The 25668-nt window shown below is 58.4% G+C and carries 22 protein-coding genes; 5 read left to right on the forward strand and 17 right to left on the reverse strand.

The genetic code is table 11. The features are described from left to right. Positions 1-5: 5 nt before the first annotated feature. Positions 6-701: an alpha/beta fold hydrolase gene (locus AB4Y89_RS08620; RefSeq protein ID WP_442300509.1), complete on the reverse strand. Its 696-nt coding sequence runs from the start codon at positions 699-701 to the stop codon at positions 6-8. A gap of 66 nt (positions 702-767) precedes the next feature. Continuing rightward, positions 768-1616, reverse strand: coding sequence for an alpha/beta fold hydrolase (locus AB4Y89_RS08625; RefSeq protein WP_442300510.1), 849 nt, complete (start codon positions 1614-1616; stop codon positions 768-770). Positions 1617-1731: 115 nt separating this feature from the next. Here AB4Y89_RS08625 and AB4Y89_RS08630 point away from each other — a divergent pair, with 115 nt between their 5' ends. Both AB4Y89_RS08630 and AB4Y89_RS08635 read left to right on the forward strand, forming a co-directional pair. Then, positions 1732-2364 (forward strand): CGNR zinc finger domain-containing protein, encoded by a 633-nt coding sequence (locus AB4Y89_RS08630; RefSeq protein WP_442300511.1) that lies wholly within the window; start codon positions 1732-1734, stop codon positions 2362-2364. A 149-nt stretch (positions 2365-2513) separates the two neighbouring features. Next, the gene (locus AB4Y89_RS08635; RefSeq protein WP_442300512.1) at positions 2514-3365 is read left to right on the forward strand and encodes a maleylpyruvate isomerase N-terminal domain-containing protein; all 852 of its coding nucleotides are present in this window, start codon (positions 2514-2516) and stop codon (positions 3363-3365) included. A gap of 31 nt (positions 3366-3396) precedes the next feature. On the opposite strand, the gene AB4Y89_RS08640 is transcribed toward AB4Y89_RS08635, so the two are convergent. Together AB4Y89_RS08640 and AB4Y89_RS08645 are read right to left on the reverse strand one after the other, a co-directional pair. Continuing rightward, positions 3397-5925, reverse strand: coding sequence for an ADOP family duplicated permease (locus tag AB4Y89_RS08640; protein ID WP_442300513.1), 2529 nt, complete (start codon positions 5923-5925; stop codon positions 3397-3399). Between the two features lie 9 nt (positions 5926-5934). Further along, entirely contained in the window at positions 5935-6270 is a 336-nt protein-coding gene (locus AB4Y89_RS08645; protein ID WP_442300514.1) for a PadR family transcriptional regulator, read from the reverse strand. A gap of 347 nt (positions 6271-6617) precedes the next feature. On the opposite strand from AB4Y89_RS08645, the gene AB4Y89_RS08650 reads away from it, so the two are divergent. After that, positions 6618-7604 carry an arabinan endo-1,5-alpha-L-arabinosidase gene (locus tag AB4Y89_RS08650; protein ID WP_442300515.1) on the forward strand — a complete coding sequence of 329 codons (987 nt, stop codon included), beginning with the start codon at positions 6618-6620 and terminating at the stop codon, positions 7602-7604. Between the two features lie 4 nt (positions 7605-7608). On the opposite strand, the gene AB4Y89_RS08655 is transcribed toward AB4Y89_RS08650, so the two are convergent. From AB4Y89_RS08655 to AB4Y89_RS08695, 9 genes are all read right to left on the reverse strand, one after another. Continuing rightward, positions 7609-8622 carry an amidohydrolase family protein gene (locus AB4Y89_RS08655; protein ID WP_442300516.1) on the reverse strand — a complete coding sequence of 338 codons (1014 nt, stop codon included), beginning with the start codon at positions 8620-8622 and terminating at the stop codon, positions 7609-7611. Positions 8623-8634: 12 nt separating this feature from the next. Next, entirely contained in the window at positions 8635-9525 is an 891-nt protein-coding gene (locus AB4Y89_RS08660) for an SMP-30/gluconolactonase/LRE family protein (protein ID WP_442300517.1), read from the reverse strand. A gap of 236 nt (positions 9526-9761) precedes the next feature. Further along, positions 9762-11531, reverse strand: a complete 1770-nt coding sequence (gene ggt, locus AB4Y89_RS08665) for a gamma-glutamyltransferase (protein ID WP_442300518.1) — start codon at positions 11529-11531, stop codon at positions 9762-9764. A 295-nt stretch (positions 11532-11826) separates the two neighbouring features. Beyond that, entirely contained in the window at positions 11827-15033 is a 3207-nt protein-coding gene (locus tag AB4Y89_RS08670) for a sensor histidine kinase (protein WP_442300519.1), read from the reverse strand. A 512-nt stretch (positions 15034-15545) separates the two neighbouring features. Then, on the reverse strand, positions 15546-16400 hold the full coding sequence (gene purU / locus AB4Y89_RS08675) for a formyltetrahydrofolate deformylase (RefSeq protein WP_442300520.1): 855 nt from the start codon (positions 16398-16400) through the stop codon (positions 15546-15548). A 21-nt stretch (positions 16401-16421) separates the two neighbouring features. Beyond that, positions 16422-16814, reverse strand: coding sequence for a DoxX family protein (locus AB4Y89_RS08680; protein WP_442300521.1), 393 nt, complete (start codon positions 16812-16814; stop codon positions 16422-16424). Then, positions 16811-17239 (reverse strand): SRPBCC family protein, encoded by a 429-nt coding sequence (locus tag AB4Y89_RS08685; protein ID WP_442300522.1) that lies wholly within the window; start codon positions 17237-17239, stop codon positions 16811-16813. Before AB4Y89_RS08685 ends, AB4Y89_RS08680 begins: the two co-directional genes overlap by 4 nt. Further along, positions 17236-17562: an ArsR/SmtB family transcription factor gene (locus tag AB4Y89_RS08690; protein WP_442300523.1), complete on the reverse strand. Its 327-nt coding sequence runs from the start codon at positions 17560-17562 to the stop codon at positions 17236-17238. The genes AB4Y89_RS08685 and AB4Y89_RS08690 overlap by 4 nt, the downstream gene beginning before the upstream one ends. A gap of 343 nt (positions 17563-17905) precedes the next feature. Further along, entirely contained in the window at positions 17906-18505 is a 600-nt protein-coding gene (locus AB4Y89_RS08695; RefSeq protein WP_442300524.1) for a DUF4230 domain-containing protein, read from the reverse strand. A gap of 140 nt (positions 18506-18645) precedes the next feature. Here AB4Y89_RS08695 and AB4Y89_RS08700 point away from each other — a divergent pair, with 140 nt between their 5' ends. Then, positions 18646-19110 carry a hypothetical protein gene (locus AB4Y89_RS08700; RefSeq protein ID WP_442300525.1) on the forward strand — a complete coding sequence of 155 codons (465 nt, stop codon included), beginning with the start codon at positions 18646-18648 and terminating at the stop codon, positions 19108-19110. Positions 19111-19188: 78 nt separating this feature from the next. Here the strand turns inward: AB4Y89_RS08700 and AB4Y89_RS08705 are convergent, their stop codons facing one another. From AB4Y89_RS08705 to AB4Y89_RS08715, 3 genes are all read right to left on the reverse strand, one after another. Further along, complete coding sequence (locus AB4Y89_RS08705) at positions 19189-20841, reverse strand: CTP synthase (RefSeq protein ID WP_442300526.1); 1653 nt, start codon at positions 20839-20841, stop codon at positions 19189-19191. A gap of 179 nt (positions 20842-21020) precedes the next feature. Further along, positions 21021-23534, reverse strand: a complete 2514-nt coding sequence (locus tag AB4Y89_RS08710) for a TonB-dependent receptor (RefSeq protein WP_442300527.1) — start codon at positions 23532-23534, stop codon at positions 21021-21023. A 73-nt stretch (positions 23535-23607) separates the two neighbouring features. Next, on the reverse strand, positions 23608-23955 hold the full coding sequence (locus AB4Y89_RS08715) for a hypothetical protein (protein ID WP_442300528.1): 348 nt from the start codon (positions 23953-23955) through the stop codon (positions 23608-23610). An 87-nt stretch (positions 23956-24042) separates the two neighbouring features. Between AB4Y89_RS08715 and AB4Y89_RS08720 the strand changes: the two genes are divergently transcribed. Further along, complete coding sequence (locus AB4Y89_RS08720) at positions 24043-25062, forward strand: hypothetical protein (protein WP_442300529.1); 1020 nt, start codon at positions 24043-24045, stop codon at positions 25060-25062. 64 nt (positions 25063-25126) lie between these two features. Here the strand turns inward: AB4Y89_RS08720 and AB4Y89_RS08725 are convergent, their stop codons facing one another. Beyond that, positions 25127-25657 (reverse strand): YfiT family bacillithiol transferase, encoded by a 531-nt coding sequence (locus AB4Y89_RS08725; RefSeq protein ID WP_442300530.1) that lies wholly within the window; start codon positions 25655-25657, stop codon positions 25127-25129. Between the last annotated feature and the right edge of the window lie 11 nt (positions 25658-25668).

Raw genomic sequence — 25668 nt, forward strand, 5'->3', positions numbered from 1 at the left:
TCCCTTCAGGCCAGCGTCGACTGCGCAGCTTCTAGAATGATGTCTACAACCTTCTCTGGAGCAGTCAGCAGCGGCGTGTGATCCACGGCAAATGACTCCATCGTGGCGTGCATGCGTTCCGCCATGAAGCGCTGGGTCTTGCGGTTGATCATGCGGTCGTCTTCCGCGATGAGATACCACGACGGTTTGGACTTCCATGCTGGAGTGGTGACCGGTTCCTGAATGCTCTTCACTGCAATGGGGCGCTGCACAGCCCGGGTAACGGCGATCTGTTCGTCTGTGGCGTTCTGGGCAAAGGCCTGTTCGAAGCCCGTATCCGGCATCCAGATAAAGCCATCGGCATCCGGCGCAAGCTTGGGAGCATCGGGATGCGGCTCGTCACGATAGAAGACATGGGCAACGGTCTCCCCTTCGTCGGGCGCCAGCGCCGCAATGTAGACCAGCGCTTTGACGCGTTCCTCGTGGGCGGTTCCAATCACGGCTCCCGCATAGGCGTGTCCCGCAAGGATGACGGGACCCTGCGTCCGGTCGATGGTGCGGCGCAAGGCGGCGGCATCATCGCTGAGCGAGGTCAGAGGCAGCGGAGCGGTGACAACGTTCCAACCTTGCTGCTGCAGTTTGCGGATAACGAGCTCCCAGCTTGATCCGTCGGCCCACGCACCGTGGACCAGAACGATGGTGGCATTCTTTGAGTAAGACATGGTGTATCTCCTCTTTGGTGGTGCCTTGTAATAGCGAACGCGAACGAAGTTGGGTGGGGCCGAAGCTCAGCCGAGAACCTTTGTGATCTCTTGCGCGATGAAATCGGCTGAGTCTTCCAGCGCGAAGTGACCGGTATCGAGAAGATGCAGTTGCGCAGCAGGGATGTCGCGCAGATAAGCCTTTGCGCCTTCGACGGTGAAGAACGGATCGTTCTTGCCCCACACGACTAGCGTCTTTGGCTGCCGGCTGCGGAAGAACTCCTGCCACTCGTCATAGTGCGTCAAGTTTGATTGATAGTTGTGGAGCAGGTTTAGCTGGATGGCGTCATTGCCGGGGCGATCGAGGAAGAACTGATCGACGGTGTAGGAGTCCGGGTTGATGCGGGAGACTTCCTTCACGCCATGCGTGTACTGGAAGAGGGTCATCTCTTTTGTCAGAAGGCCGCGGACAGGCTTCTCCGTCTCCGTATTGCGGTTCGCCCAGAACGGTTTCATCGCATCGAAGCCCGATCCGATGCCCTCGGCATAGGCATTCCCGTTCTGCACGACGATGCCTTCAATGGCGTCGGGATGTCTGTAGGCGATGCGATAGCCCACGGGAGCGCCATAGTCCTGCACATAGATGCTGAACTTCTTCAGCCTCAGGACACCGAAGAGCAGCTCCTCGGTATAGTCCGCAAGGCGGTCAAAGGTGTATTCGAACTCGTTCACTGATGGCATATCGCTGTAGCCGAAGCCAACGTAGTCCGGGGCAATGACGTGGAACTTCTCCGCAAGCTTTGGAATCAGGTCGCGAAACATATGCGATGAGCTTGGAAACCCGTGCAGCAACACGATGGTCGGAGAAGAAGTGGAACCGGCCTCACGGTAGAAGACCCTCAGGCCGCGGACATCGGCGTGTTGAAACGTGGTCATGATGTTTCCTCCTTTTGGCCCGCTTTCCAGCGGAACGAATTCAGACTATACAACACCGTTAAAAATGTAAACAACGGTGTTAAACTTTTCATGCGATATTTTGGAAGGGAAGACCATGCGTACTGCTTCTCCAGATGCCGGCGAATGGGTCGACGGCTTTTTGTTCGTCGCCAACCGGCCCATCCTGGACTTCCTCAACACGAAACCGATCCTGGCGGACGGCCCGACCGAGCTTCTGCCGGACGCGCATTCCCTGGAGCGGTGGCTTATCGCATCCGGAACGGTGACTTTACCGAAGACGAAGTCACTTCTGCGGAGTTGGCGGCAATCCTCCGAGGCGGAAGCCTTCCGGAAAGACCTCATCGCATTTCGGGAACGCCTGAGAGATGCAGTCCTGCGCATGGAGGCCGGCTCGGGTCCCTCTGACGACTTCCTGAAAGAGATCAATGCGCGGCTTCAGCAATATCCCCTTCACACCGCGCTTCGCAGGCGCGATGGCGGTGTTGTGCGCGAGACCTTTTTTGATCCTGCCGAACCCGCGGGTCTGTGGGCTCCCATTGTCGACGGAGCCGCCGATCTTCTGGCCGAGACGGAGACCTCGCGGATCCGTCAATGCGAGTCGTGTATCGTCCACTTCTTCGACACCAGTAAGAAGGGATCACGTCGCTGGTGCAGCATGAATATCTGCGGCAACAAGATCAAGGTGGCGGCCTATCAGCGCAGGAAACGAGACCGCGATTCGGAGTGACATCGGCCTGAGAGTTCGTTCTGGTGGAGCATTTTCCCTGTAGGTGTAGAGTGGGCTTCTGCATCTGTGGGCGTTTTCCGCAACGAAAACGCCGCTGCACTCCTCTTTCAGGCTACCCAGCAGCAGGGAAAATGCTCTAGCATGGCGCGATGGAAACGCACCGCCGGCTTGAAGGGTACGAACCCATTCTTTGCGCCCCTCTTCTGCGAAAGGTTGATCRCGAGCTGCTGCATCTTCTGAGCTCTCTGACGGAAGAAGAGTGGGGATACCGTACCGTATCGCCGCGGTGGGAGGTGCGCGATGTCGCCGCGCATCTTTTGGATACCGCCTTGCGGAAGCTCTCTATGGTGCGCGACGCCTGGTTTGTCGACAAGCAGATTCCGCAAACGCCGCAGGAGGTGGTCTCACTGGTCAATCGTCTGAACCAGGAGGGCGTATCCGTCTTTCGGCGGCTCAGCCCGCCGGTATTGATTGAGCTGACGAAGACTGCCTGTGAACAATCGGCAGACTTTCATGAATCGCTCGATCCGTTTGCCCAGGCAACCTTCAACGTCAGCTGGGCCGGAGAAGAGACCTCAGCAAACTGGTTCGATACGGCGCGCGAGTTGACCGAACGCTGGCACCATCAGCAGCAGATTCGTCTGGCAACGGGCAGGCCGGGAATTCTGACACGAGAGCTCTATCATCCTGTGCTGGACTGCTTCATTCGCGGCCTGCCGTATGCCTATCGACATATCGATGCGCCTTCCGGAATCAATGTCCTGCTTGAGATCTCAGGGGAGTGCGGCGGAAGCTGGGTGCTCTCCCGGGAGGAGCATCGCTGGCATTTTCTCCAGGAGATGCCGGCGCGGATTACGTGCAGGGTCACAGTGCCCGAGCAGATCGCATGGATGCTCTTCACTAAAGGGATCGATCGCGACGTTGCTATGTCGCAGATCGCGATCGATGGCGACGAGAGGCTCGCCGAGGGGATTCTCGGTCATATTGCTATTGTTGGTTGATCCGTTCCGCGCATGTCGCAGATGCGAGTGCCTACTCATGCCGTAGGACTCGCATTGCATCAACCTCGAGAGCTTTACGTGCCGGCATCCATGCCGCAAATGAGATGATGACAGTCAGCAGTCCAATCGCGCCGAGATAGGCCGCCGGGTCGAGGCCGCTCACGCCATATAGGATGCGCCGAAGCAGTTGTGAAGCTGCCGCAGCCAATCCCGCGCCGCCGATCAATCCAATCGCCACCGGCCCAACAAACTGAAGCAGCATAGCTTTGATCACATGTGTCTTCTTTGCGCCGAGTGCGAGGCGAATCGCAATCTCCCGTGTCTTTTGCGAGACGGCGTATGCGACCAGTCCAAGCAGGCCTACAGCCGCCAGCAACACGGCGGAGGCTCCCATCAGACTCGCGATCATGGCTCCCTTTTCTACAGTGCCAACCTCGTCCTGGAAGGACTCACTCAAACGATGGACAGTGGGGAATAGACCGGTATTAATGCTGGAGGTTACGGTCCGCACCGCGGCTGCCAGACCTTCAGGCTTTCCCTGGGTGCGTATCAGAAGCACCATGTGCGGCAGCGATCCGTCGTCGCTCATCTGGTAGAGCTCTGTCGCATCTGGATCATGCATCGACATCATGCGCGCATTCGCTACGACACCCACAACGGTGAAGTTCTCCGAGAGCGCATTAGAAGGGTCGAGAGGGAACTGTTTCCCAAGAGGAGGCTTACCCGGCCACACGCGCCGGGCTAATGATTCACTGACAACGACTTCGTTTGTGTCTCCCCGCTGGAAGTCGCGTCCGTTGAGGCGCGCGATCCCCATTGTGCTGAAGAAACCAGGCTCTACATGGCTGACGAAGACCCCGAAAGGATATCCGCCAAGTGAAGTCACATTCTTATGGCCCAACGGAGCCATCGATGTAAGGGCAACCGAGGTGACTCCGGGCAGTTGCCGCAATCTCACCTGTGCCGTGTTCAGGTAGCTTCTCGCTGTTGCAGCAGAATATCCGTGGGCCGCAAGGTCAGGATCCACGACCAGGATGTGCTCGTGGTCATAACCTGCATCACTCGAGACGGCGAAGTGCAATGCGCGGACCAGAAGCCCGGCGACGATCAGCAGCACACAGCTTGCCGCAATTTGCGCCGTGATCAGGATCTGCCTTGATCGCGTTCCGCTTCTCCGTTTCGCCGTAAGTTGCAACGCCGGGGCAAGACCGAAAACTACGGCGGCAATCAGCCCTACAGCTCCGGCGAAAAGCACCACCCTCCAGTCCGGAGCAGGATTGAGCCATGGAGGAGCATTCACCCGCGACAGGAAGACGCGCAGGCAGAGATATCCCATACCAACTCCAGCCGTGGCTGCCATCGCGGCCAGCAACAGACTTTCGGTTAAGAGTTGCCGCACGATGCGCTGCCGGCTTGCGCCCAGCGCAAAGCGGATCGAGATCTCATGGGAGCGAGTGACACCACGCGCGAGCATGAGGCCACCGAGGTTGCTGCATGCGACGGTCAGGATCAGCAGCACCAGTGTCGCGACCAACGTGAGCATTGGCACGTCGTCCTTTCGTACCGCCTGCAGGTACCCGCCGGGCTCGCTGACAACCCTCTCGTTGTCCCACACAGATTTCGGTGATTGACGGCGCAGTTCGTCAGTTAGCGCAAGCAACTCCTGCTCCGCTGCCTTTGGTGAGACTCCCCTTTCCAGGCGAGCCCACATATCAACCATTCCGTCGAGAGAGGTATCGGTCAGAACCGTACTGCCCTCCACGAAGTAGGGTTGCTGTGACAGGGGCGCCCAGAACGCAGGCTCATGCGGCAGCCCGAGACCGCTGAAGTTACGCGGAGCGACTCCTATCACGGTTGCCGGTTTATGGTTCAGATGGACGACACGGCCTACGATGTCAGGATTGCCGTCATAGTGCTGTTCCCAGAAGGTATGGCTCAGCATCACGACTGGAGGCGCATCCCTCCGGTCATCAACGCCAGGATCAAACACGCGTCCGAGGCCGGTCTCTGCTCCCAGTTCATGGAACAGGTTGCTTGTCACAAACCGCGTACGGGCCGGTATGTTCTCCTGTTCGAGAATCACGTCGCGGTCGGTGCTGGCCATCACCGCATGCAGCGTCTTCGCATGATTGCGATAGAACTCGATGGAAGGATAAGCAACGGAGGACGAAAAGGTACCAGGGGCGCTTCGCTGCAGCCGTACCAGCGTATCCGGATCGCGAACCGGCAGCGGTTTCAGCACGAACATATTGAAGAGACCGAACGCGGCGACGTTGACACCGATGCCGACGGCCAGCACCAGCACTGCCGCGATGGAAAACGACGGCGACCGCATCAGTGTCCGCATGCCGTAGCGCAGGTCCTGCCCCAGCCTTTCGATCCACGTCCATCCCCAGGTCTCATGGGCGCGTTCCTGCAGCAGCCTCTCGTTGCCGAAGTGCTTGCGCGGCGTGCCGGAGCGCTCCAGCATCTCGCGATGAAAGGCCATCTCGTCCTGCAGCTCGCGCTGCATCTGCCTGCGATGCAGCAGGTACCAGAGTCTCCGCCAAAGCTCACCCATGCCCGCCTCCTATGCCGTTCGCAGAATCGCCTTGATCGCCTCGGTGACACGGCCGTAGTCCCGAAGCTCCGCTTCCAGTTGTTTCCGGCCCGCCGCTGTCAGCTTGTAGAAGCGCACTTTCCGGTTGGTCTCGGAGATGCCCCATTCCGCGCTCACCCATCCTTTCAGCAGGATCTTCTGCAGCGCCGGATAGAGAGAGCCTTCCTCGACCTCCAGCACCTCGTTGGAGAGCACATGAATCTTCTGCGCGATGGCATATCCGTGGAGCGGTCCCGCCCGCAGCACGCGGAGAACCAGCATTGCCAGAGCGCCGGAAGGCATCGATTGTTTAGAGATAGATTCCATAGGCATAGATTATCTATGCCTATGGCCGGAAGATGTCAAGTCTCTCTAAAAGGCTCGTGGTAAGGACGGATAGCGCTCGTCGCATTTTGGGTGTTCCTCGAGTGGTGTAAGTTCTAGAAAACAGGGTGGTAGGCCGGCTGTTTCGTAGCTGGGCCGCTCCGCATTCTTCCCCACACTGGAACTGCAATATCGCGGCAGATATAGGCTTGCTATCCGCACCCTCCGGCTCTCAGCGATAATCGAAGTACAGCGTTTTTGCAGGTGTTGTTATGTCCCCCCTCCGAAGGGCCTTAGCCCTTTGCGCACTCAGTGCGTTTTCTGCCTTGCTTGCAAGCTGCGGTTCAGGCGTGCATGCCTCCGATACTGCGGCGAATCCGCTCTCGTATGGCGGCCAGCCGGCGATTGCTCTCGGCGCAACCTCAGTAAGCGGTGATATCGCTCCGGTGCGCGATCCCAGCGTGATCTATGTCGATGGAACTTACTACATTTTTGTCACCGATGCTGTCGGCGGATGGAAAGGCTCGCTTCCATTCCTATGCTCCAGTGATCGCACCGTATGGCGTTATTGCGGCAGTATCTTTCGCGCGATGCCGGAGTGGCTGCAGGCAAAGCTCCCGGGTCTTACTGAGATCTGGGCTCCGGATGTCTCCTACTTCAACGGTGAATATCACGTCTATTACTCGGCCTCCATCGTAAACACGACCCGCACGGTCATCGGGTTGGCAACGAACGTCACGCTCGATCCGCAGGATCCTCGCTATCACTGGGTCGACCGCGGCATGGTCACCGAATCCTTTGCCGGAGCGGAGATCAATGACCTCGATCCAAACATCCTTGTGGATGGCGATCGTGTCTGGTTAACCTACGGCAGCTACTGGGACGGCATTCGCCAACGGGAGATCGATCCGGCGACCGGCATGCTGAAGCCCGGCCAGGTCTATGAGATGGCCGCCCGCCCAGGGGTTCCGGTGCATCCCATCGAAGGCTCCTCGCAGCTTCGCCATGAAGGCTGGTATTACCTGTTTGTCTCAATAGACCGCTGCTGCAACGCCGACCTCACCACCAACAACTACAAGATGGCTGTTGGGCGATCGAAGAGTCCCAATGGTCCCTTCATCGCTAAGGACGGCACGCCGATGATGGATGGTGGTTCGACGGTAATTCTTGAGGGAAGCGCGCAGTGGGCAGGCGTCGGAGGCGGAATGGTGTACGACGATCCTGGGACCGGGAAGACGATGATTGTCTTCCATGGCCAGAAGATCACCGAAGGCGGTCGCGCCACACTCTGGGTCAAAGAGGTTAGCTGGACCGATAGCTGGCCTGTAATCCTTTAGAGAATCAACGCTCCCTGCTCGCTTTCATGTAGGGAGCGAGGTTGTTATCGATCGCGGCCATCTCGTCCTTGGTCAGCGGAAGCTGACGGTAGGCGGCAATGGCCTTCACCGGTGTAAAACCTGTCCATGCACCGTCGCTCCCGAACAGAATGCGGCGCACACCAGCCTGGCGGATCTTTGACGCGATTTCGGACGCGATCTCGCCTTTCTTGTTCTCCCATGCATCACCCAGGCCGGCCACTCCGGAAATATCGAAGTAGACGTGCGCCACGCGTCGATCGCGATCTGCCATTGCATGGAGGAAGACCGAGAGCGCCTCATCCGTTGCCGGATCGTCCCATCCTCCGCTTCCGGCGAGATGGGCAATCTGCACTACGCTATGAGGAACTGCCGGAAGCAGTTGGCTCAGAAAGACCTCCGCTTCTTTCTTTCCGTACGGACGATGATGTGTCACGTTCGCATGCATGTGCACAATGATCGCCATGTGATGCCGGTCGGCCGTCTGGAAGACCTTACGAAGCAAGCCGACGTGGGCCGGATTATCGAGATCGACATCGGAGTTTCCAAAGTGCAGCTTGATGCCTGTCCTGAGATAAGGGTCTCCAGCGCATCGCTCAATCTCGGTCACTGCATACTCCCGTAATGGATCAATGCCGCAAACCCCGACGAGCCTGTCTGGGTATTGCTTGACCTGCTCTGCGGTCCAGTCATTCTCCGCTTTCACCTTGGCATACTCGTCCTGTACGGGAGGACGGTTCGGATTTCCGAACTGATATGCGAGTGAGAGAACGACGGCCTTCCGCAGGCCGCCACGATCCATCTCAGCGATCAGATCGCTTGCGGAGAAGGTCCTCGATGCTCCAATCAACTTCGCCACCTCGGGGCTGAGCAGGTGCTGGTGATAGTCGATGAGAGGCGTGTTTTGAGCGCCACAGACGATCGTCGTGAAGAAGATCAGGAGGACGATGCGTAGGTGTTGGATATGTTTCCGGCCTGTGGCGCACTGTAGCAATCGCATGGAGTGAGGAGCCTATTTAGGCATGGGAAGGGAGACAGCCTTACCTGCGCCCCGCTCGGCGATCCACAACGTATCGCCGGCGGGTTCCACTCCCGTCGGGGTCTTGAGGCCCTCGTGGATTACGGTGACGCTTGCCTTCTCTCCGTTGACGGTGATGACGGAGATTTTGCCGCTTCCATTTTCGGCGATGATAAGCTTGCCGTTCGCCGCGCGCATGCCATCAGGCCCCTTCACCGGCTGGTCCATCCATATATCGACAGGCGTCCCCGGTTTGCCCGCGGCATCCACAGGAATGCGATAGAGCTTGTTGAAGAACACGTTGTTCACGTAGAGGGTTCCGTTCAGAAAGGTAATGCCGTCCACACCCATCAGCGTACGGTGCTCCAGGTAAAGCTCCGCGGTTGAAGCGCCGGCAGGCAGCCTGAAGATCTTGCCGTTGATCGTATCGGTGATATAGAGCGCCTTATCCGGGCCGACTGAAAAGTCATTACAGACGCTGTCCTCCCCAGGCAGGTTCCAGCGGGTCTTCTGCGTGCCCGTGGAAAGATCAAAGCCTCTCAAGGCAGTATGCCGCTTCATCGGTGTAGTGCCCGGCACTGGAGTGAGCTGGCACGTCCACAAGGTGTTGCTGGAAGCGTCCGCCAGCATGCCGAAGAAAAACGTTCCCGGACCTTCTTCACTCGCGTCGATAAATTTCTCCGCGGTCGAGGATCCCGGCCGTACCTTGTAGACGAATGGCGAACTGGCGCTGCCGACAATCAACACTCCGCCAGGAGCGATGGTGAGACTTTCCGGCTGTGACTTTGCATCGCCAATCAGGATCTCAGCGGCAGGTGCGGCTTGCACGGATCCCGCGACAAGGGCGATGCAGGTGGCGAAGCGTCGAGCGTACGAAAGGCACATCGTCAAATCTCCTTGGAGTTCCGTCTCTTTATCCGATTGCGGGCCGGCCATATTCAAAGTGAATGTAAGCCATGGTCGAATGGCGGACCCAGTATACGGAATAAGAAGCATGGTTTTCGTTAGAGCATTTTCCCTGTAGGTGTAATGCAGAGCTCCTACATCCTATGGGCGTTTTCCGCAAAGAAAGCGCCGCCGTTCGCTCCTTCCGGGAGATCCAGCAACACAGGGAAAATGCTCTAGAAGGGCGGTTGCTCCGGCGTAGCCTGTCCATCGGCCCGGGGGTCGGTAGCGCCAAAGTTTACTCCGAGTGTCTCGTCACGCATCACGGCGTTGCCGCGTCCCATCACCTGCGAGTAACGCGGCACCAGGATGATCTGGTGGCCCTGTGAGGCGAGCTGTTCCAGCACTTCGCGCGAGTAGCCATCCTCAACGCTGACGGTGCAACCGGAGTTGCCTTTGTTGAAGCGGGCAGCATCCATCGCCGCCTGGATATTCATGCCGAAATCTACGACGTTGGCAACGAACTGCGCATGAGCCTGGGCCTGGTTGAAACCGGACATGATGCCGAAGCCGATGGTCTTGTCATCCTGCTGCATCATCGCGGGAATGATGGTGTGCAGTGGCCGTTTATGCCCTGCAAGTGAGTTAGGCTGGCCAGGCTGCATGTAGAAACCGCTGCCGCGGTTATGCAGCACAAAGCCTGTGTGCTCCGCCACCAGGCCAGAGCCGAAACTGCCCGCATCCGACTGAATGAATGAGACCACCATGCCGTCGCGATCGACGGTGGCGAGGTACGTCGTGTCCGATTGCAGCTTGTCGAGCTGTGCCTTGCGGTCGGAAGGAAGAACCTTACAGTTAGCTTGATCGGTGATGCCTTTGGCGCGCTCCTTTGCGAGCTCCTTCGAGATGAGCTTCTTCGTGGGAATCTCATCCGTGTTTGGATCGCCGACGTAGTGAAGCATGTCGGCATAGGCAAGCGCCTTGGCCTCCATCTCGATGTGCAAGGTCTTCGCCGAGTCATGCCCCCAATCGTGTAATGGGTAGAGCTCCATGACGTTGAGCATGGAGAGAGCAGCGACTCCCTGGGTGTTCGGCGGAGTCTCATAGACGCGCCAGCCATGATAGGTCGTGGAGATGGGCTCGACCCACTCCGGCTTGTACTCGGCAAGGTCGGCCTTGGTGAGAAAGCCGTTGCTCTGGTCAGAGAGCCGAATGATCGCGTCAGCAATAGGGCCGCGGTAGAAGGCATCCGCGCCGTTCTTTGCAATCAGGCGGAGGCTGTTGGCGAGATCGGGATTGCGGAAGATCTCTCCCTCGCGCGGGTAGGTTCCTTTGGGGAGAAAGATAGAAGCGAAGGCTGCTCTGTCCTTGAAGGGCATGCCGTACTGCGCCCAGGTAGCCGAGTCGGTTTCGGTGACCGGGAAGCCATTCTCTGCCAGAGCGATAGCAGGCGCGAGGTCAACCGCAAGCGGCAGCTTGCCGAACTTGGCATGCAGCGCGGCCCATCCGGCAACGGCGCCGGGAACGGTGACCGCATAGATGCTGGTGCTGTCCATCTTGGTAACACCCTTCGCTCTCATGGCATCGATGGTCTCCGCTTTGGCGGACCAGCCGCTCGCGTTGAGGGCGTACATCTTCTTTTCCTTCGGGTCCCAGACGATGGCGAAGAGATCGCCTCCGATTCCATCCATCTCAGGCTCAATCACGCCCAGAGCCGCATTCGCTGCGATCGCCGCATCGACGGCGTTTCCTCCTCTGGCAAGGATGGTGGCGCTGGCCTGTGAGGCAAGTGTCTGCAGCGTAGCGGCGATGCCGTAGCGATTGGCGGTCATGGAAAACGCATTCTCGCGGGAGGGCTCGGCAGGATGCTGGCGCGAGTCACGAACATATCCGCCTGCTGCATTGGGCGCCGGAGTTGTCCCCGCGGGGGCGGAGCCGAACTGCGCCTGGGCAGCCGATATGAGAAACAGAGAAAGAATGCCGGAGTGCAGGTGACGAAGGTGCATGACTGGTCGAGACCTTGCGAGAAGATGTCGCTAGTATACGGACCGGGTTATTTCGTTCATCGGACATCAGGCCTATACAGAAGGGGCGGATATGGATCGCTACTGTCCGTTCTGTGAACCTGTTGATTCCGTTGCCCCAGTGCATATGACCAAAGAATTGCTCCAGCTCTGAGAGCATTGCGTTGCCGGTAACTGGACGTTTTGAAATACGCCCTAGTCAAAGATCACGGTCTGATGCGTTCAAGATCGCGAACTTTGCGGACGAGGTTGGGTTATCGCAAATATATCCACAGCCTTATCCCCCTGGACCTAGCAGACGCTTAATCCAATGCCAACGCTCCGCCTTGTGAGAGAACGGATATGCAATCGCTGCCGGTATCGTGAGCTCAATCTCTGTTCCGGCGCTCTCCTGGCTCCAGATCTTCAGTTGTCCGCCGATCTTCTGGGTTCGTTCCCGCATGCCGACAATACCCCAATGACCATCGCGGCCGCGAATCAACACGTCCTGACTCATTCCCACGCCGTCGTCGCGAACCCTGAGCCGTACCCGGCTAGGGTCATACGTGATCTCAACTTCGATCTTCGAAGAGCTGGAGTGTCGAAATGCATTGGCCAGTGCCTCTTGTCCTATCCTGATTACCTCGTCGCCGACTGTTGCATCGAGGGGCTGTGGCGTTCCGATCACGCTCAGGCTGAAACTGATCTCATGATCCTTTCTGAGTTCCTCTCCGGATGCCGCCAGCTTGTCAGGCAGTTCATTTGCTGAGATCTCGTCATGACGAAGATCGCGAACTCGTTCCCGTCCTTCATGGAGAACTTCGTCGGCGCGATCGAGCACGCTCTCCATCTGGTTACGTGCAGGATGATCCTGGGGAATTGCCTTCTTCACGGCGTCAAAGCGCAACAGGAGACCCTGAAAGCCTTGCAGCAGTGTGTCATGCAATTCGCGGGCGATACGTGCCCGCTCTTCAAGGCGAGCGCCTAACCGCTCCCGTACGTGTGCTGTTACCTGTTTTAGCCGCAGCAGGTAAAGCAGCCACAGGCATCCTGCGAGAACGGCAACGCAGAGAAGTCTGAACCATAACGTCTGATCAAACGCCGGCAACACCACAAAAGACAGCGTTGATCCAGCTTCATTCCACACACCATCGTTATTGCAGGCGATCACTCGAAATCGATACGAGCCCGGGTCGAGGTTGGTGTAGAAAGCCTCTCGACGTGTTCCTGCGTCCTGCCAATCCTTGTCCTGGCCTTCGAGCTTATAGCGAAAACGAACTCGTTCGGGAATCGTGAGACTTGTCGCTGTATAGACGATCTGTAGATTCCTCGTCCGAGGCGGCAACCTGAAAAACGTAGAGGTGTCGTATTTCCTGTTATTGGCAAGAACGGACTCGACCAATACCGGCGGCGGCACGTCATTCCGTGTAACGCGCTTGGGGTCGATCCAGGCCAGCCCCTTTGTGGTGGCGAACCAGAGGTGGCCATCAGTAGTTTGCGCGGCCGAGGGCGAGGCGAGAGATCCTCTGAGTGCAGCAGTAAAACCATCCAGCAAACCAAAACTTTCGAACTCCACTTTGCCGGAGCTCAACTGTTGCAGCTGAGCTTCGCGAATATGAATCACTCCCCGCTGCTCGGTGAACCATAGGCCATCGTCAGAATTCGCAAGGATTCCCGAGACACCGCTGAAGGCACTTCCGTCTGCCGGACTTACAGGTTGAAACCGGCTGCCCTCCCAGAACTCCAGACCGAACTCGCCACCGATCCAGATCTTCGACCCTTTGCCCTGGATCGACGTAATGGTTCCCACCTGGATACCGTCTTTTCTGGAGAAGGTTCTTACTCCATCTCGATCCAGCATTGCGATGGTGTTCGCGAATCCGAACCATATACGTCCCTGCGAATCAGTAAACTCGGCGGTCGCGGTACCGCGCGGGCCACCCAGACTTTCGAGGCTGGTCCATGCAGACCTCTCCAGCCGAAAGGTCCCTGTGTCCATCGATACCCACAGTCTGCCTGATTGATCCTGGGTCATCGCTTTGACGCGCGATTGCACGTTCACAGCGATCCTATTTGTCACCGGCAGATTGAGCCGACGCAGCGTCTGGCCCTGTCCGGCAGGCACGGCCGCGGCGTAGTTGTACGTTACGACTTCCCGTGTCGAACCGGTCTCATGTTCACTGGAAAGGCGGAAGATCGACCACGGTGTTGCCAGCCATACAGCACCGTTCGGATCACGATAGACGCAATCGACGTACCGGTCACGCAGCTGCGTGGCGATCTTGTCATTCTGGATTTTCACCAGAACCTGCGGCCCAATACCCGCAGCCCAAAGCGCGCCTTGCTCTCCCGCTGCCAGCGCATTGGTCGTGAATGATTGCAGCGATGGGATCGGCAGAGCGCCGCGATTCGCGACCGGCTGAACCGTGACTGAGACGACAGGGCTCTGCCGGAATCGATCCAGTCCACCGCTGGTGCCGATCCAGAGGTTGCCCTCATGGTCTTCCAACAGGCAAGACACGTAATCGCTGGTCAGGCCGTCCTGTGGAGTGAACTCCTCCACCTCAGGGTCGTGAAACCGCCACGCGGACGGGCCTTCAATCTTCGGTGGATGCAGGCGTTCCGGGTATGGAACGCGACGGATCCCATTGCCCAGGCTGGTGATCCAAAGACTTCCTTGCTGATCGAATGCGATTGCCTGCGATCCTACAAGGACTGCCGGCCCCCGCTTTCCGCTGTCTCTTCCGGGCAACGGAACAGGTCGTACACCGTAGCCCGTCTCCGCCATCCACAATGTGCCGTCGGAGGATTCGGCAAAGTTTCTGACACGAAGCAGGCCCTGTGCTGCTGTCTGGAACCGGCTTTCTCCTTCCACGAGATACACCACGCTGGTCGGAGTCCCCACCCAGACTGTTCCGGCGCGATTCACAAAGACGGTATTGGCCGGGCCCGAGAAGCCCGTATCCGGTCCAATCTTTTTCCAGCGTGAACCTTCCAGCCGGACAAGCCCATCTTTCCCCGCTGCAATCCAGATCACACCCTGCCGATCGCGCGCAAACGCCAGCACCTGACTGGAAGGCAGTCCGTCGGGCTTCCCATAGTCCGTGACTCTCCCGTCCTTAATAAAGCTGACCCCTCCGTACCAATAACCCACCCATAGGCCACCATCGGGTGTGGCGAAGAGAGAGACGATGTTACGTTGCGGAAAGGCCCGACCTGATTGCGGTTTATAGGCCTGGAATTGAATGCCGTCGTAACGGAATAGTCCGGTTGCCGTCCCCAGCCACAGATAACCATCTGTAGTTTGGGCCAACGCGCGTACCTGGCCCGGCGCTCCTTCAATGTAGGTCCAGCCTGTGTGATGAAGCTGGGCGAGCGTGCGATCACGATCGATCCCGTATAGAGGGATACAGAAAAACAACATCGCCAGGCAGAGCCATGACCTCAGCTCTCCATGCCATCTGCCCGCAGGCAGACGAAGTTGTAACGAATGCGGCAACTTCATGTTTCCTCGGCAAAAACATTAGAGCATTTTCCCTGTCGGTGTAATGTAGGGCGTCCGCATCTATCGGCGTTTTCCGCAATGAAAACGCCGCGGCACACCTCTCGGAAACTCAGCGACAGGGAAAATGCTCTAGACAGTTTTCGCCGAACGACACTTTCCTTGCCTGGGTGCCCCACCCTCGGGGTCCCTAACGAACTGGGCCTTCAGCGCGCGTTTTTGTCTTGCCCGAAGCGCCAAAGGCGCTTTGTTTTGCTTAAGGGCACGGCTTTTAGCCGTGCCGTATGGCTCTCCACTAAGACGCGGCTTTAGCCGCTGAGGGCATAGCCTCGGTACCTCAGCGGCTAAAGCCGCATGTATTTCAGTGCGGGTGACGGGACGGCTGAAGCCGTCCCCTTAAGCAAGACATTCGCACCTGCGGTGCGATGAGCTCGCTGAAGCACTAGAGCTCTTCGTGATTTATGTCACAAACTTTAGACTCAGGACACTAGCAAAAGTCGAATCAATCAAGATGCCTAATCAAAGATCACAGTCTTGTTCCCGTAGTAGAGAATCCTGTGCTCCAGGTGCCAGCGAACAGCGCGTGAGAGAACGATGCGTTCCAGGTCGCGGCCCTTGCGGACGAGATCTGGGATCGTGTCTCCCTGTGTAACGCGAACGACATCCTGTTCGATGATGGGGCCTTCATCCAGGTCGCTGGTGACATAGTGGCTGGTCGCGCCAATCAGTTTCACTCCCCGATTGAAGGCTGCGTGATAGGGTTTAGCCCCAATAAAAGCGGGCAGGAACGAATGATGCACGTTGATGATGCGTGCCGGCCACATTGCGACAAACTCCGGCGACACGATCTGCATATAGCGCGCCAGCACCACCAGATCGACGCGGTATTCTGCAAGCAGACGTTGCTGCTCCTGCTCTACCTGCGATTTATGGTCGCGGTCGATCGGCAGATGAACGAAGGGCACGCCGTAGAAGCCGGCCAGCTTTCCGCCATCAGGGTGATTACCGATGATAAGTGCAATCTCACACTCGAGCTCGCCGGCCTGGTAGCGCTGCAGCAGGTCGGCCAGGCAATGCAGGTGCTGCGAGACGAAGAGACTGACGCGCAGTTTGACATCACTTTCGGCAAGCTGCCAGCGAATGCCGTACTCATCGGCGATCTTGCGGAAGCGCTCGGCGAAGACACGTTCGTGAATCAGCTCGCTGGCGCATTCGAACTCGATGCGCATGAAGAATCGCGCTAGCTCCGCGTCCTGGTGCTGGCCGGCATGAAGGATATTCGCGTCATACTCCGACACGAGGAAGTTCATGATGGCCGCAACCAGGCCTTTGCGGTCAGGGCATTCAAGCAGGAGAACAGCTTTCGTCATCGCAGGTGTATCTTACACACCTCAAACCGGTGAAGGAGTGACGTCGGGCTGCAGCCGGCGGAAGAAGAAGTACGACGCGCTCCACAGTACTCCGGTGCCTACCGACCAGCTCCATGCTGCGAACTCATCACCAACGGCGAGATGGGCGATCAATGCCGAGACGAGCGTGATGGCGAAGCCGGCGTAGGCCCACTCCTTGAGACGCGCCGGAACCATAGGAATGAGCAATGCAGCCAGGCCCGCAAACTTGGCCCATGAGAGCTCGATTCGGAAGTAGCCAGGGAAGCCGAGATGAGTGAAGGTCTCGGCCACCTGGGGTAACTTCAATTGGGCGTAGGCGGTAAAGCCTATCTGCAGAGCGAAGATCACGGTGGAGATCCAGAAGCCCGCGACGAATGCTTTGGAAGCTTTCATTGCATGTCTCCCGCGAGTACACGCTCCAGGCCGCCAAGAAACTTCTGCCAGCCGTAGTTTGCCCCCTGATAAGCCGTCTGCTGATCGGCGCGGAAGCCGGAGTGCTCCATGCGGAGATGGGTGCCGCCCTGTGTCGGCGCTAGCGTAAAGAGAACCACGCTTTCAAGCCCAAGAGCATTCCAGCTATACGAGAGCTGTTTCAACGGATCGACGACCAACACCTCGCAGTCGATCACGCCATCCCACTGCGGCATCGGCTCAGAGCGGAACTGGAACTTGTGTCCAACCGTCGGCGCGAAGTCGTTCTTCAACAGCCACTGCGCAATGAGTGGAGTTTCCGTGAGTGCCCGCCACAGCTTTTCCGGTGTATGGGGAAAGACTCTCTCGATCACAAGGGTGCGCGTATTTTCTGCGGAGCTGCTCATGGTTCCATCCTCTCTAGAAGGGCTTCCAGGCGATCAAACTTATCGCTCCAGAAGGTGCCGTAGTGCTGCAGCCAGTCCACCATCGGAGCCAGGGCATCCGGCTGCGCGCGATAGTGCGTCTCGCGTCCTTCGCGGCGATGCCGTACCAGCTTTGCCCGCTTCAACACCGTCAGGTGTTTGGAGACAGCAGGCTGCGATACGCCTGCATGGCGGGTCAATGCGTGAACGGTCTGTTCTCCCTGCCGGGTCAGCTCTTCGAAGATCGACCTGCGGGTCGGATCGGCGAGAGCCCGAAAGACGTGATTGGCATGGGCTGCTTTCACATTGAAACCATAGCCAAATGGTTATGGTTTCGTCAAGAGAAGAGGTATCGACAAATTTGGAAGTAGTAGGCTTTCGTCGCCCCATTCTTCGCGGTTTTATCGCCAAGGGTGGGGTTTGACGTGGGGTATCGCGCTTGCGCGACCGTATTTTCACCTCTCTAACGCCGGTTTAGAAAAGGGTGGTACCCGTGCTTGGGACAGTGAAGGCTGGCCCATGTCCCCGAGGGACACCACCCCAACGAACAAGTTCGTTGGGTACCCCGGACATGGGGCACCCAGTGCATGGATCATTTCGAATTTGTCGATTCTACTTGGGCTCTTCAGCGAGCCTGTAGCGGCAGCGCTACTTCACATCAACTCGCGTGAATCCCAACCCGTTCAGCATCGTAGTCACGGTCGTCTGCGCATTGCGCTTGGCGTTGTCGAGGATGCTGTCTTTCAGCGCCGCCTGTTTCAACTGCTCCTCGGCTTTGGCGCGGGTCTCAGTCTCAAGATTTTGATCGGCTGGCACGAAGAGACCTGTCGTCCGCAGATAGACGCGTGTCTTCCGGTTGTCGATATTGGCGGAGAAGAGCTCTGAAGCCGGCAACTCCACATGGATGGCGCCGTTGGCTACTTTCACATCTTCAGGTTTCAACTTGGCGAGATCGACACCGGCGATTGCCTGTCCGTGTACGACCAGTAGAAGGCGGTCGCCGAAGAGCAGATCGGGCAACACGTCGCTGCTGCGTTTCCCTTCGACGATGGTGTCCATGGAGTAGGACACGGTCTCCAGCCGCCGCAGCGATTGAATCTTCTCAATGACCACTGGCACCGAGGTGTCATAGCTTACGGGGCGGCCGAGCAGCAGGGAAGCGATGCGGCCGGAGGCTCCTGTCACCGCATGCCGCAGATAGAGGATCATCGCTGCTGATCCCACCAGAAAGACAATGACCAGCGCCAAAATGAGGCGCCCAGCCCGTCCGCTTCGCTTCTGTTGCTCAACCATGGCAAGAAGTTGGATGCGCGTTTTTCATGGTGGCTGAACAGAAAATTGCATCTAATGAAAGTAGTAAGGAGAAAGGTAGAAAAATGTTCGCCCCCTTGAAATCTTCTCTTCGTGTTGTGCTTTTATGTGCGGCTGCCACTGCGATTACCGCATATGCGCAACCGGGTCACGGTGGCCTGCCGCCCGGTCAGGCTAAAAAGATGGACGGCGGAATCCCGCCAGGCCAGGCTAAGAAGATGGATCGCGGCGATCTCCCACCGGGCCAGGCCAAAAAGATGGACTGGCGCTTCCGCGGTGACGAGCGTGAACACTTCCGTGGATATTACGAGCAGGATGCTCGTCGGTGGCAAAGTCGTCGTCGCCCGAACTTCTATGCCGGCTATGCAGTCCCTCGTACCTATGTGATACAGACGGTACCTCCGGCCTACTACAGCGGCCTGCAGCCGCCTCCCCCGGGATACCGGTATGGCTACTACGAGGGCTATGTAGTGGCCTATAACCCGACTACCCGCGTCATCGCCGATGTGGTGGACCTGGTGGGAGCTCTATCCGGCCGCTAGGAAGACGATATTGTCCGCAATAGAAAAGCACCGCTTATCGCGGTGCTTTTCTATTATGTGAACACCTGTTGAGCCTTTTTATTCCGCCAGCGCCGTTGATTGCCCTGCGGTCAGCGGAGCTTCTTTCTGGCCGCGGTTCTTGTAGCTGGCGGCAACGAAGTCGCGGAAGATGGGGTGTGGCTCCAGCGGCTTCGACTTGAACTCAGGATGGAACTGCACGCCGATAAAGAACGGATGCGCGGGGATCTCAACGATCTCCACATAGGTTGCGTCCGGCGTGGTTCCGGTCAAGCGCAGGCCGCCGCCGGTGAGCACTGCTTCGTACTCGCGGTTGAACTCGTAGCGATGACGATGGCGCTCGCTGATCTCGGTTGCTCCGTACGCTTTGGCGGCCAGCGAATCCGGTTCCATCACGCAGGTCCAGGCGCCCAGGCGCATGGTGCCGCCCATCTCTTCCACTCCGATTAGTTCGCGCAGCTTATAGATGATGCGGTGCGGCGTCGCGGGGTCAAATTCGCCCGAGTTGGCTCCGGCCAGACCGCAGACGTTGCGGGCGTATTCGATGCAGGCGGTCTGCATACCCAGACAGATACCGAAGTAGGGAACTCTCTCTTCGCGCGCATAACGAATGGCGTTGAGCATGCCCTCGATGCCGCGCTTGCCGAAGCCGCCGGGCACCAGGATGCCGTCGAAGTCCCGCAACTGCTCACGATAGCTGGCGTCTTCGGTCTCCAGGCCTTCGGCTTCAATCCAGGTAACGCGCAGCTTCAGGTTGTGATGCAGAGCTCCGTGGATCAGGGCTTCCTTCAGCGACTTGTAACTGTCCTCGTACTCCACATACTTGCCGACGATGCCTATGTGGACCTCGTCCTTGGGATTGTGGGCGCGGTGCACCAGGTCCCGCCATTTGGAGATGTCGGCAGGCTTGGCGTCGATGCGCAGGTACTTCAGGATCAGTTCATCGGCCTTCTCAGCCGCGAAGGCCAGGGGCAGCTCATAGATGGTCTCGACATCGCGGGCGGCGATGACGGCAGCCTCCTCCACGTTGCAGAAGAGGGCGATCTTCGAGCGCATGTCGCGAGGCAGGTTGCGCTCGCTGCGGCAGAGCAGCACATCCGGCTGGATACCGATGGAGAGCATCTCCTTAACGGAATGCTGCGTGGGCTTGGTCTTCAGCTCCTGCGCGGCGGCGATCCAGGGAACCAGGGTCACGTGGACGAAGCAGGTATTGTCGCGTCCAAGATCCTGCCGCATCTGGCGGATGGCTTCGAGGAAGGGCAGCGATTCAATGTCGCCGACCGTACCGCCGATTTCGACGATGGCGATGTCGCAGTCGGCTGCGACCTTACGCATGGCGCTCTTGATCTCATTGGTGACGTGGGGAATCACCTGCACGGTCTTGCCCAGGTAGTCGCCGCGGCGCTCCTTGGTAATGACCTGCTCATAGATACGGCCGCTGGTAAGGTTGTTGTCGCGCGACAGCCGGGCATGGGTGAAGCGCTCATAGTGGCCCAGGTCAAGGTCGGTCTCGGCTCCATCGTCGGTGACAAAGACCTCGCCGTGCTGAAAAGGGGACATGGTGCCGGGGTCGACGTTCAGGTAGGGGTCAAACTTCATGAGGTTGACCCTAAGACCACGCGCCTCCAGCAGGCTGCCGATTGAGGCAGCAGAAAGCCCCTTACCCAGGGAAGACACGACTCCGCCCGTTACAAAGATGTATTTCGCTGACATCTCCGCCTCCACATATTCAGTTGTTCAGGATTGGCTCCGCAGGGGTGCACGATCCATTATAGCTGGTTTCGCTGAAGACAAAACGGCTCCGGAGGTTCGCTCCGGAGCCGCTGTGGTGTCACCCAACCGTTGTTGAGGTGCCGGGGGAGGGCAACTCGAACGAAACCGGGGGAGGGCTATTAGAAGTTGAACGACACCTGCCCGTTGATTGTGCGTGGCGAAACAAAGTGTGTTCCGCTGAACGTCGACAAAAAGTTATAGAGTGCGAACTTGTTTGTCAGATTCACAACTGCCAGGCTTATGTTCGTTTTGATTCGGTCTTTATGGAAAAGGTTGTCCCATCCCAGACCGGCATCGAACATCGTGCGCGGAGCGATGCGGGGCGGGTTGCGGTCATCGTTCTCCGTCCCCGGCGCCGGCATGGAGACCAGAGGTGAGGAAAGCAGGTTAGGGGCGCAGCTCGAGAGCGGAGCGTTCATCGTGGCGCGCACTCCGTTGCAGGTCAGCGCGATCTGCTGCTGCTGATCAGCGGTCAGGTAGGTCAGATCCACTGGACTAGTGGTATCGGTGGCGAAGGGTGCATTGCCGGCGACCAGACCGCTCTCATACCGCCAGGTCAGGCCAGCCCATCCACCTTCCTTCTTCGGCTGCCATTGCAGATGCGTGGTCTGCTGGAAGGCCTGGTCATGATCGATACGGAAGACGGTAGCATCGGTCACGCCGGGGTCGTTGAACAGAATGCCGCCAACCTCCGGCCCGAAGAAGCGGGAACGGGTATGACCCAGAACAGAGTAAGCCGAGAAGCCTTTGACGTTCGGTACGTTGACCTTGATACCGAAACCATCGATCTTCGACTTCTTCCACTGGATCGGGAAGGCCAGCGGCGTGTTGAACAATACGCTGAAGTCGAAGTCACGGTCGGTGTACTTCCAGAAGTACTCCCCGCTGACGACGAAGTGCTTGCCGAAGCCCTGCTCGAAGCCGACGTTGTACTGGTCGCGGCCGCCAGGTTTCAACGCTTCTGCGGCGAAGACACCGTTGGAGAGGCCGCCGACGCCGGTCGAGCTCGATGCGATGAGGTTCTCGTTATACGGAGTCAGGAACAGCTTGCCGTAGCCGGCGCGCAGTACCGTGTTGGTCTGCTTGACCTGGTAGCTGAGACCGAGACGCGGCTGCACCATCGACCGGCTGCTCAGGCCGCTATAGTTGTCCGCACGGACTCCAAGCTGCAGCTCGATACCGCGCCACAGCAGCGAGTCCTGCGCGTAGACAGCCTCTTGCTTGACATCGGTACGGCCGTTGAAGCGGTAGAGAGAGCCGCCGCGGGTCAGGTCGTAGGGAGCAAGGTTTGGGTTATAGCTGGCGCTGGTGGGATCGTTATAGCTGGGGTCGGTGATGCCCAGCGAGAAGCCCTCATGCAGAAAGGTGTGGTAGAAGTTGGCGCCTACCTTCAGCGTGTTAATGCCTTTGGTCCAGGAGAAGTCAGTCTTGATGCCGGCGTTCTGCAGGCGGCGCGACTGTGACAGCGTCGCCGGCAGATCGTTGAAGACGTTGTCCGACGGATAGTAGTGGAAGTTGTCCTGGCGAAGGTACGGGTTCACGCTGAACAGCATGCTGGGGTTGAGCACGTGGGTCCAGCTCGGCGAAATGTTGTAGCTCAGGATCTTGGCGCGCTGATCTTGTCCGGCGGCTTCCTGGTCGTATTGGTTTGGTGTCTGGAACCACGAGCGAGATGCAGAGAGGTTGAGCTGGAAGGTATCGCGGTCGTCGGGTTTGAAGTCGAAGCGATCGAAGAAGTTCTGGTTGTTGCCGTGCGCATGCAGCGGACGGAACTCCGGCGTATCCAGATAGCGGCCGCTGTTGACGCCGTCGAGGCTGACGAAGTTGCCGAAGTGCTGGGTGCCGATGCCGACTGCCCCGGAGAGCGTTGCCGATCCGAAGCTGCCATAGCTGGCCGAGATGGTTCCAGTTGGATGCTTGGAGTCGAGTCCGGAACGGGTCGTGGTCTGCACCACCAGGCTGGCCTTATCGCCGTACTCTGCCGGGGGAATGCCCTCAATCACATTGACCGACTGAATGGCATTCACGCTGAGTTGGTTGCCGAAGACGCGGCTCTGCTGGTCGCTGACCGGCTGGCCGTCGATGGAGTAGGTGGTGTCGGCGTGCTCGCCCATCGGATGGAAGAGGCCGTTCGAGTCCGAGGCGATGCCCGGTGTGCTGAGTGTAATCAGCGAGCTGAGCGGAGCGGCTGTGCTCTCGGTCGGCAGCTTCTCATAGAGACTGCGGTCGATAGCGGTGCTGGCAACCGGATCGCGGTTAATCAGGTCTTCGGCATCGGCTTCGACCGTCACGACCTCATTTCCGGCAAAGACGGCCAGATGGAAGTCGAGTGAGGCAGCGGCCGCGGAACGCAGCTGCACGTCCGAGGCCTGCGGCTGAAATCCCTGTGCGGCGGCACTGGCGTGGTAGCGGCCGAAGGGAAGATTGCTGACGGTGTAGCGGCCATCGCTGCCGGTGGTGGCGGTCTGGGCATGACCGCTGACCGGGTTAGTGATGGTGACCAATGCGCCGGAGATTACTGCTCCGGTGGAATCGGAAACAATGCCACTGACACTGCCCGCCGTACCCTGGGCGTATACGCGAGCGGAAAGCAGAACAATTCCGCTCAGTACGAGCAGAAAAAGCTTCTTCATGGGAACTCCTGTCTTCTGGTGAAAAACGCGCCATGTAAGGGAGCCTTCGCTGATGAGCGATGGCAGCCCTTGCCTACAGAGCGAACGTTGTTACGGAAGGAGGAGGACGGCTGGCCAGTCCATGCGCCCAAAGCAGACGGCGGCGCGTATCGATGGCGGGTCCCTGTACCGTACCCACCTGCTCCACAGCTTCAGGAGCAACATGCAGGGAACTGGGCAGCGCCGAGTGCATGGCCACGCATAACGGGCAATGATCGGTGGGTGCAGACTGGCGCTGATCGCGCGACTGCTTCACTAAATCTGGGTGCGTGTGGCACAGCTCAACTGTGCTGGCCACCATGATCAGGAGCATGCACAACACGGCAACCCAGCGCATCCATGTGCGCCGCTCGCCAGTATTGATCTGTCGTAGCATGCTCATAGCACTGACCGTATCACAGTTGCGAAAGCACACACGATACGTCTAATCGTGTGGCTGCCTATGTTCAAGACGTTTCTACATACGAAAATGTCGCGCTCCCTGGCCCTTATCTTCTGCCTGAGCAGTGGTTTGGCTTGCCTAAGCTGCGATCTGGCTGTCGCTCAGCAGCCTTATAACGGCCCCCAGCGCACCCATCTCATCCTGAAAGACGGCAGTTACCAGGTAGTGACCAGCTACCGCATCTCCGGCAAAAACGTTGTCTACACCTCGGCTGAGCGTGGCGGAAGCCAGGAAGAGATACCTTCCAACCTGATTGATTGGGAGGCGACCGAGAGATACCAGAAGGATCACGCTCCCGGCGCTGCTCAGGCTGCACAAAATAAGGTGCAACTCGACCCCGAGCTCCAGAAGGAGGAGGCTGACCTGCGCGCCAGGACTCCTGAGGTAGCACCCAATCTGCGTCTGCCGGAGGACACCTCGGCCCTTGCTTTGGATACGTTCCACGGCACGCCGGAGCTGGTGCCGCTGGTTCAGTCCTCTGGAGAGCTGAATAAGCAGACGGCGCACAACATCCTGAAGGCCGCCATTAACCCGCTTTCTACCTCGCACCAGGTTGTGGAGCTGAAGGGCCCGCGCTCGCCCATCCAACTGCATGTGCCCGATGGCCCGCTGTATATCCGTGTCGGTGACGACGATACGGACGGGCCCTCGAACGCCTTCGAGGTCAACACTCACGGCGCCAAACAGCAGCAGGTCTCGATGGGCGGATCGGACAAGAGCACCTACGTCATCGTTCGCTGCGATGTGCGCCGTGATGTGCGCATCGTCTCCAGCTTCAACATCTCGATGATCGGCACCACCAAGCGGCAGGAGGATGTGATCCCCACCACGGTCGAGATGCTACCCGGCGGCCACTGGCTGAAGCTCACGCCAAAGGAGCAGCTAGACTTCGGCGAGTACGCCCTGATGGAGATCCTCAACGAGAAAGAGATCAACCTTGGCGTATGGGACTTCGGCGTTCACCCCAACGCCCCCGAAAACCGCGAGGCGATTAAGCCGCAGGAACGGAAGAAGGCGACGCTGGGGATACGGAAACCAATTGAATAAAGCAGTTGCTGGATGCTAGTTGCTGGTTGCTAGTTGGAAAACAACCAGCAGCGACAACTAGCAACTAGGAACCAGCAACTAGCAACTTGATATGGGCTACATGGTGTTTCGAGTGCCAGGCGTAGATCAGCGTGAGCACTTCCACCGTCCGTGGCTCAGCTTCTTCGGGATGCTGCAGCAGGCGCTGCCACTGAGTGTCGTCGAGTGATTCGAGAACCGTGGCCCAGCGGGTATGAAGGGCTTTGAGGAGGTCGACACTGACGGCCACGTCAAGACTGGCGTCCGGCAGCTCTGCCCAGGCCTTCTCGTCGTAGGGGCGAATCACGGGCTTCTCTTCCGTCAACGCCAGCTTCAGCCGTGTAATGGCGTTCAGGTGCGAGTCAGCGATGTGATGCACCAGCTGACGTATTGTCCATCCGCCTTCGCGATAAGGAGTATCGAGCTGTGCTTCGCTCAGCCGGCCGAGCGCGGCGGTGAGCTTCTTCGGAAGTGCGGCAATCTCAGCGATCGCTTCCTTACGGTGCGCGGGCGTGATGGTTTCAGGACGTGAAAACGTCCCGATGGGATAACGCAGATCGGCGACAGCAGTGGTCATGCGCTCACGGT

This window comes from Terriglobus sp. 2YAB30_2, assembly GCF_052114765.1.
In the GTDB taxonomy this organism is placed as follows: Bacteria; Acidobacteriota; Terriglobia; order Terriglobales; family Acidobacteriaceae; genus Terriglobus.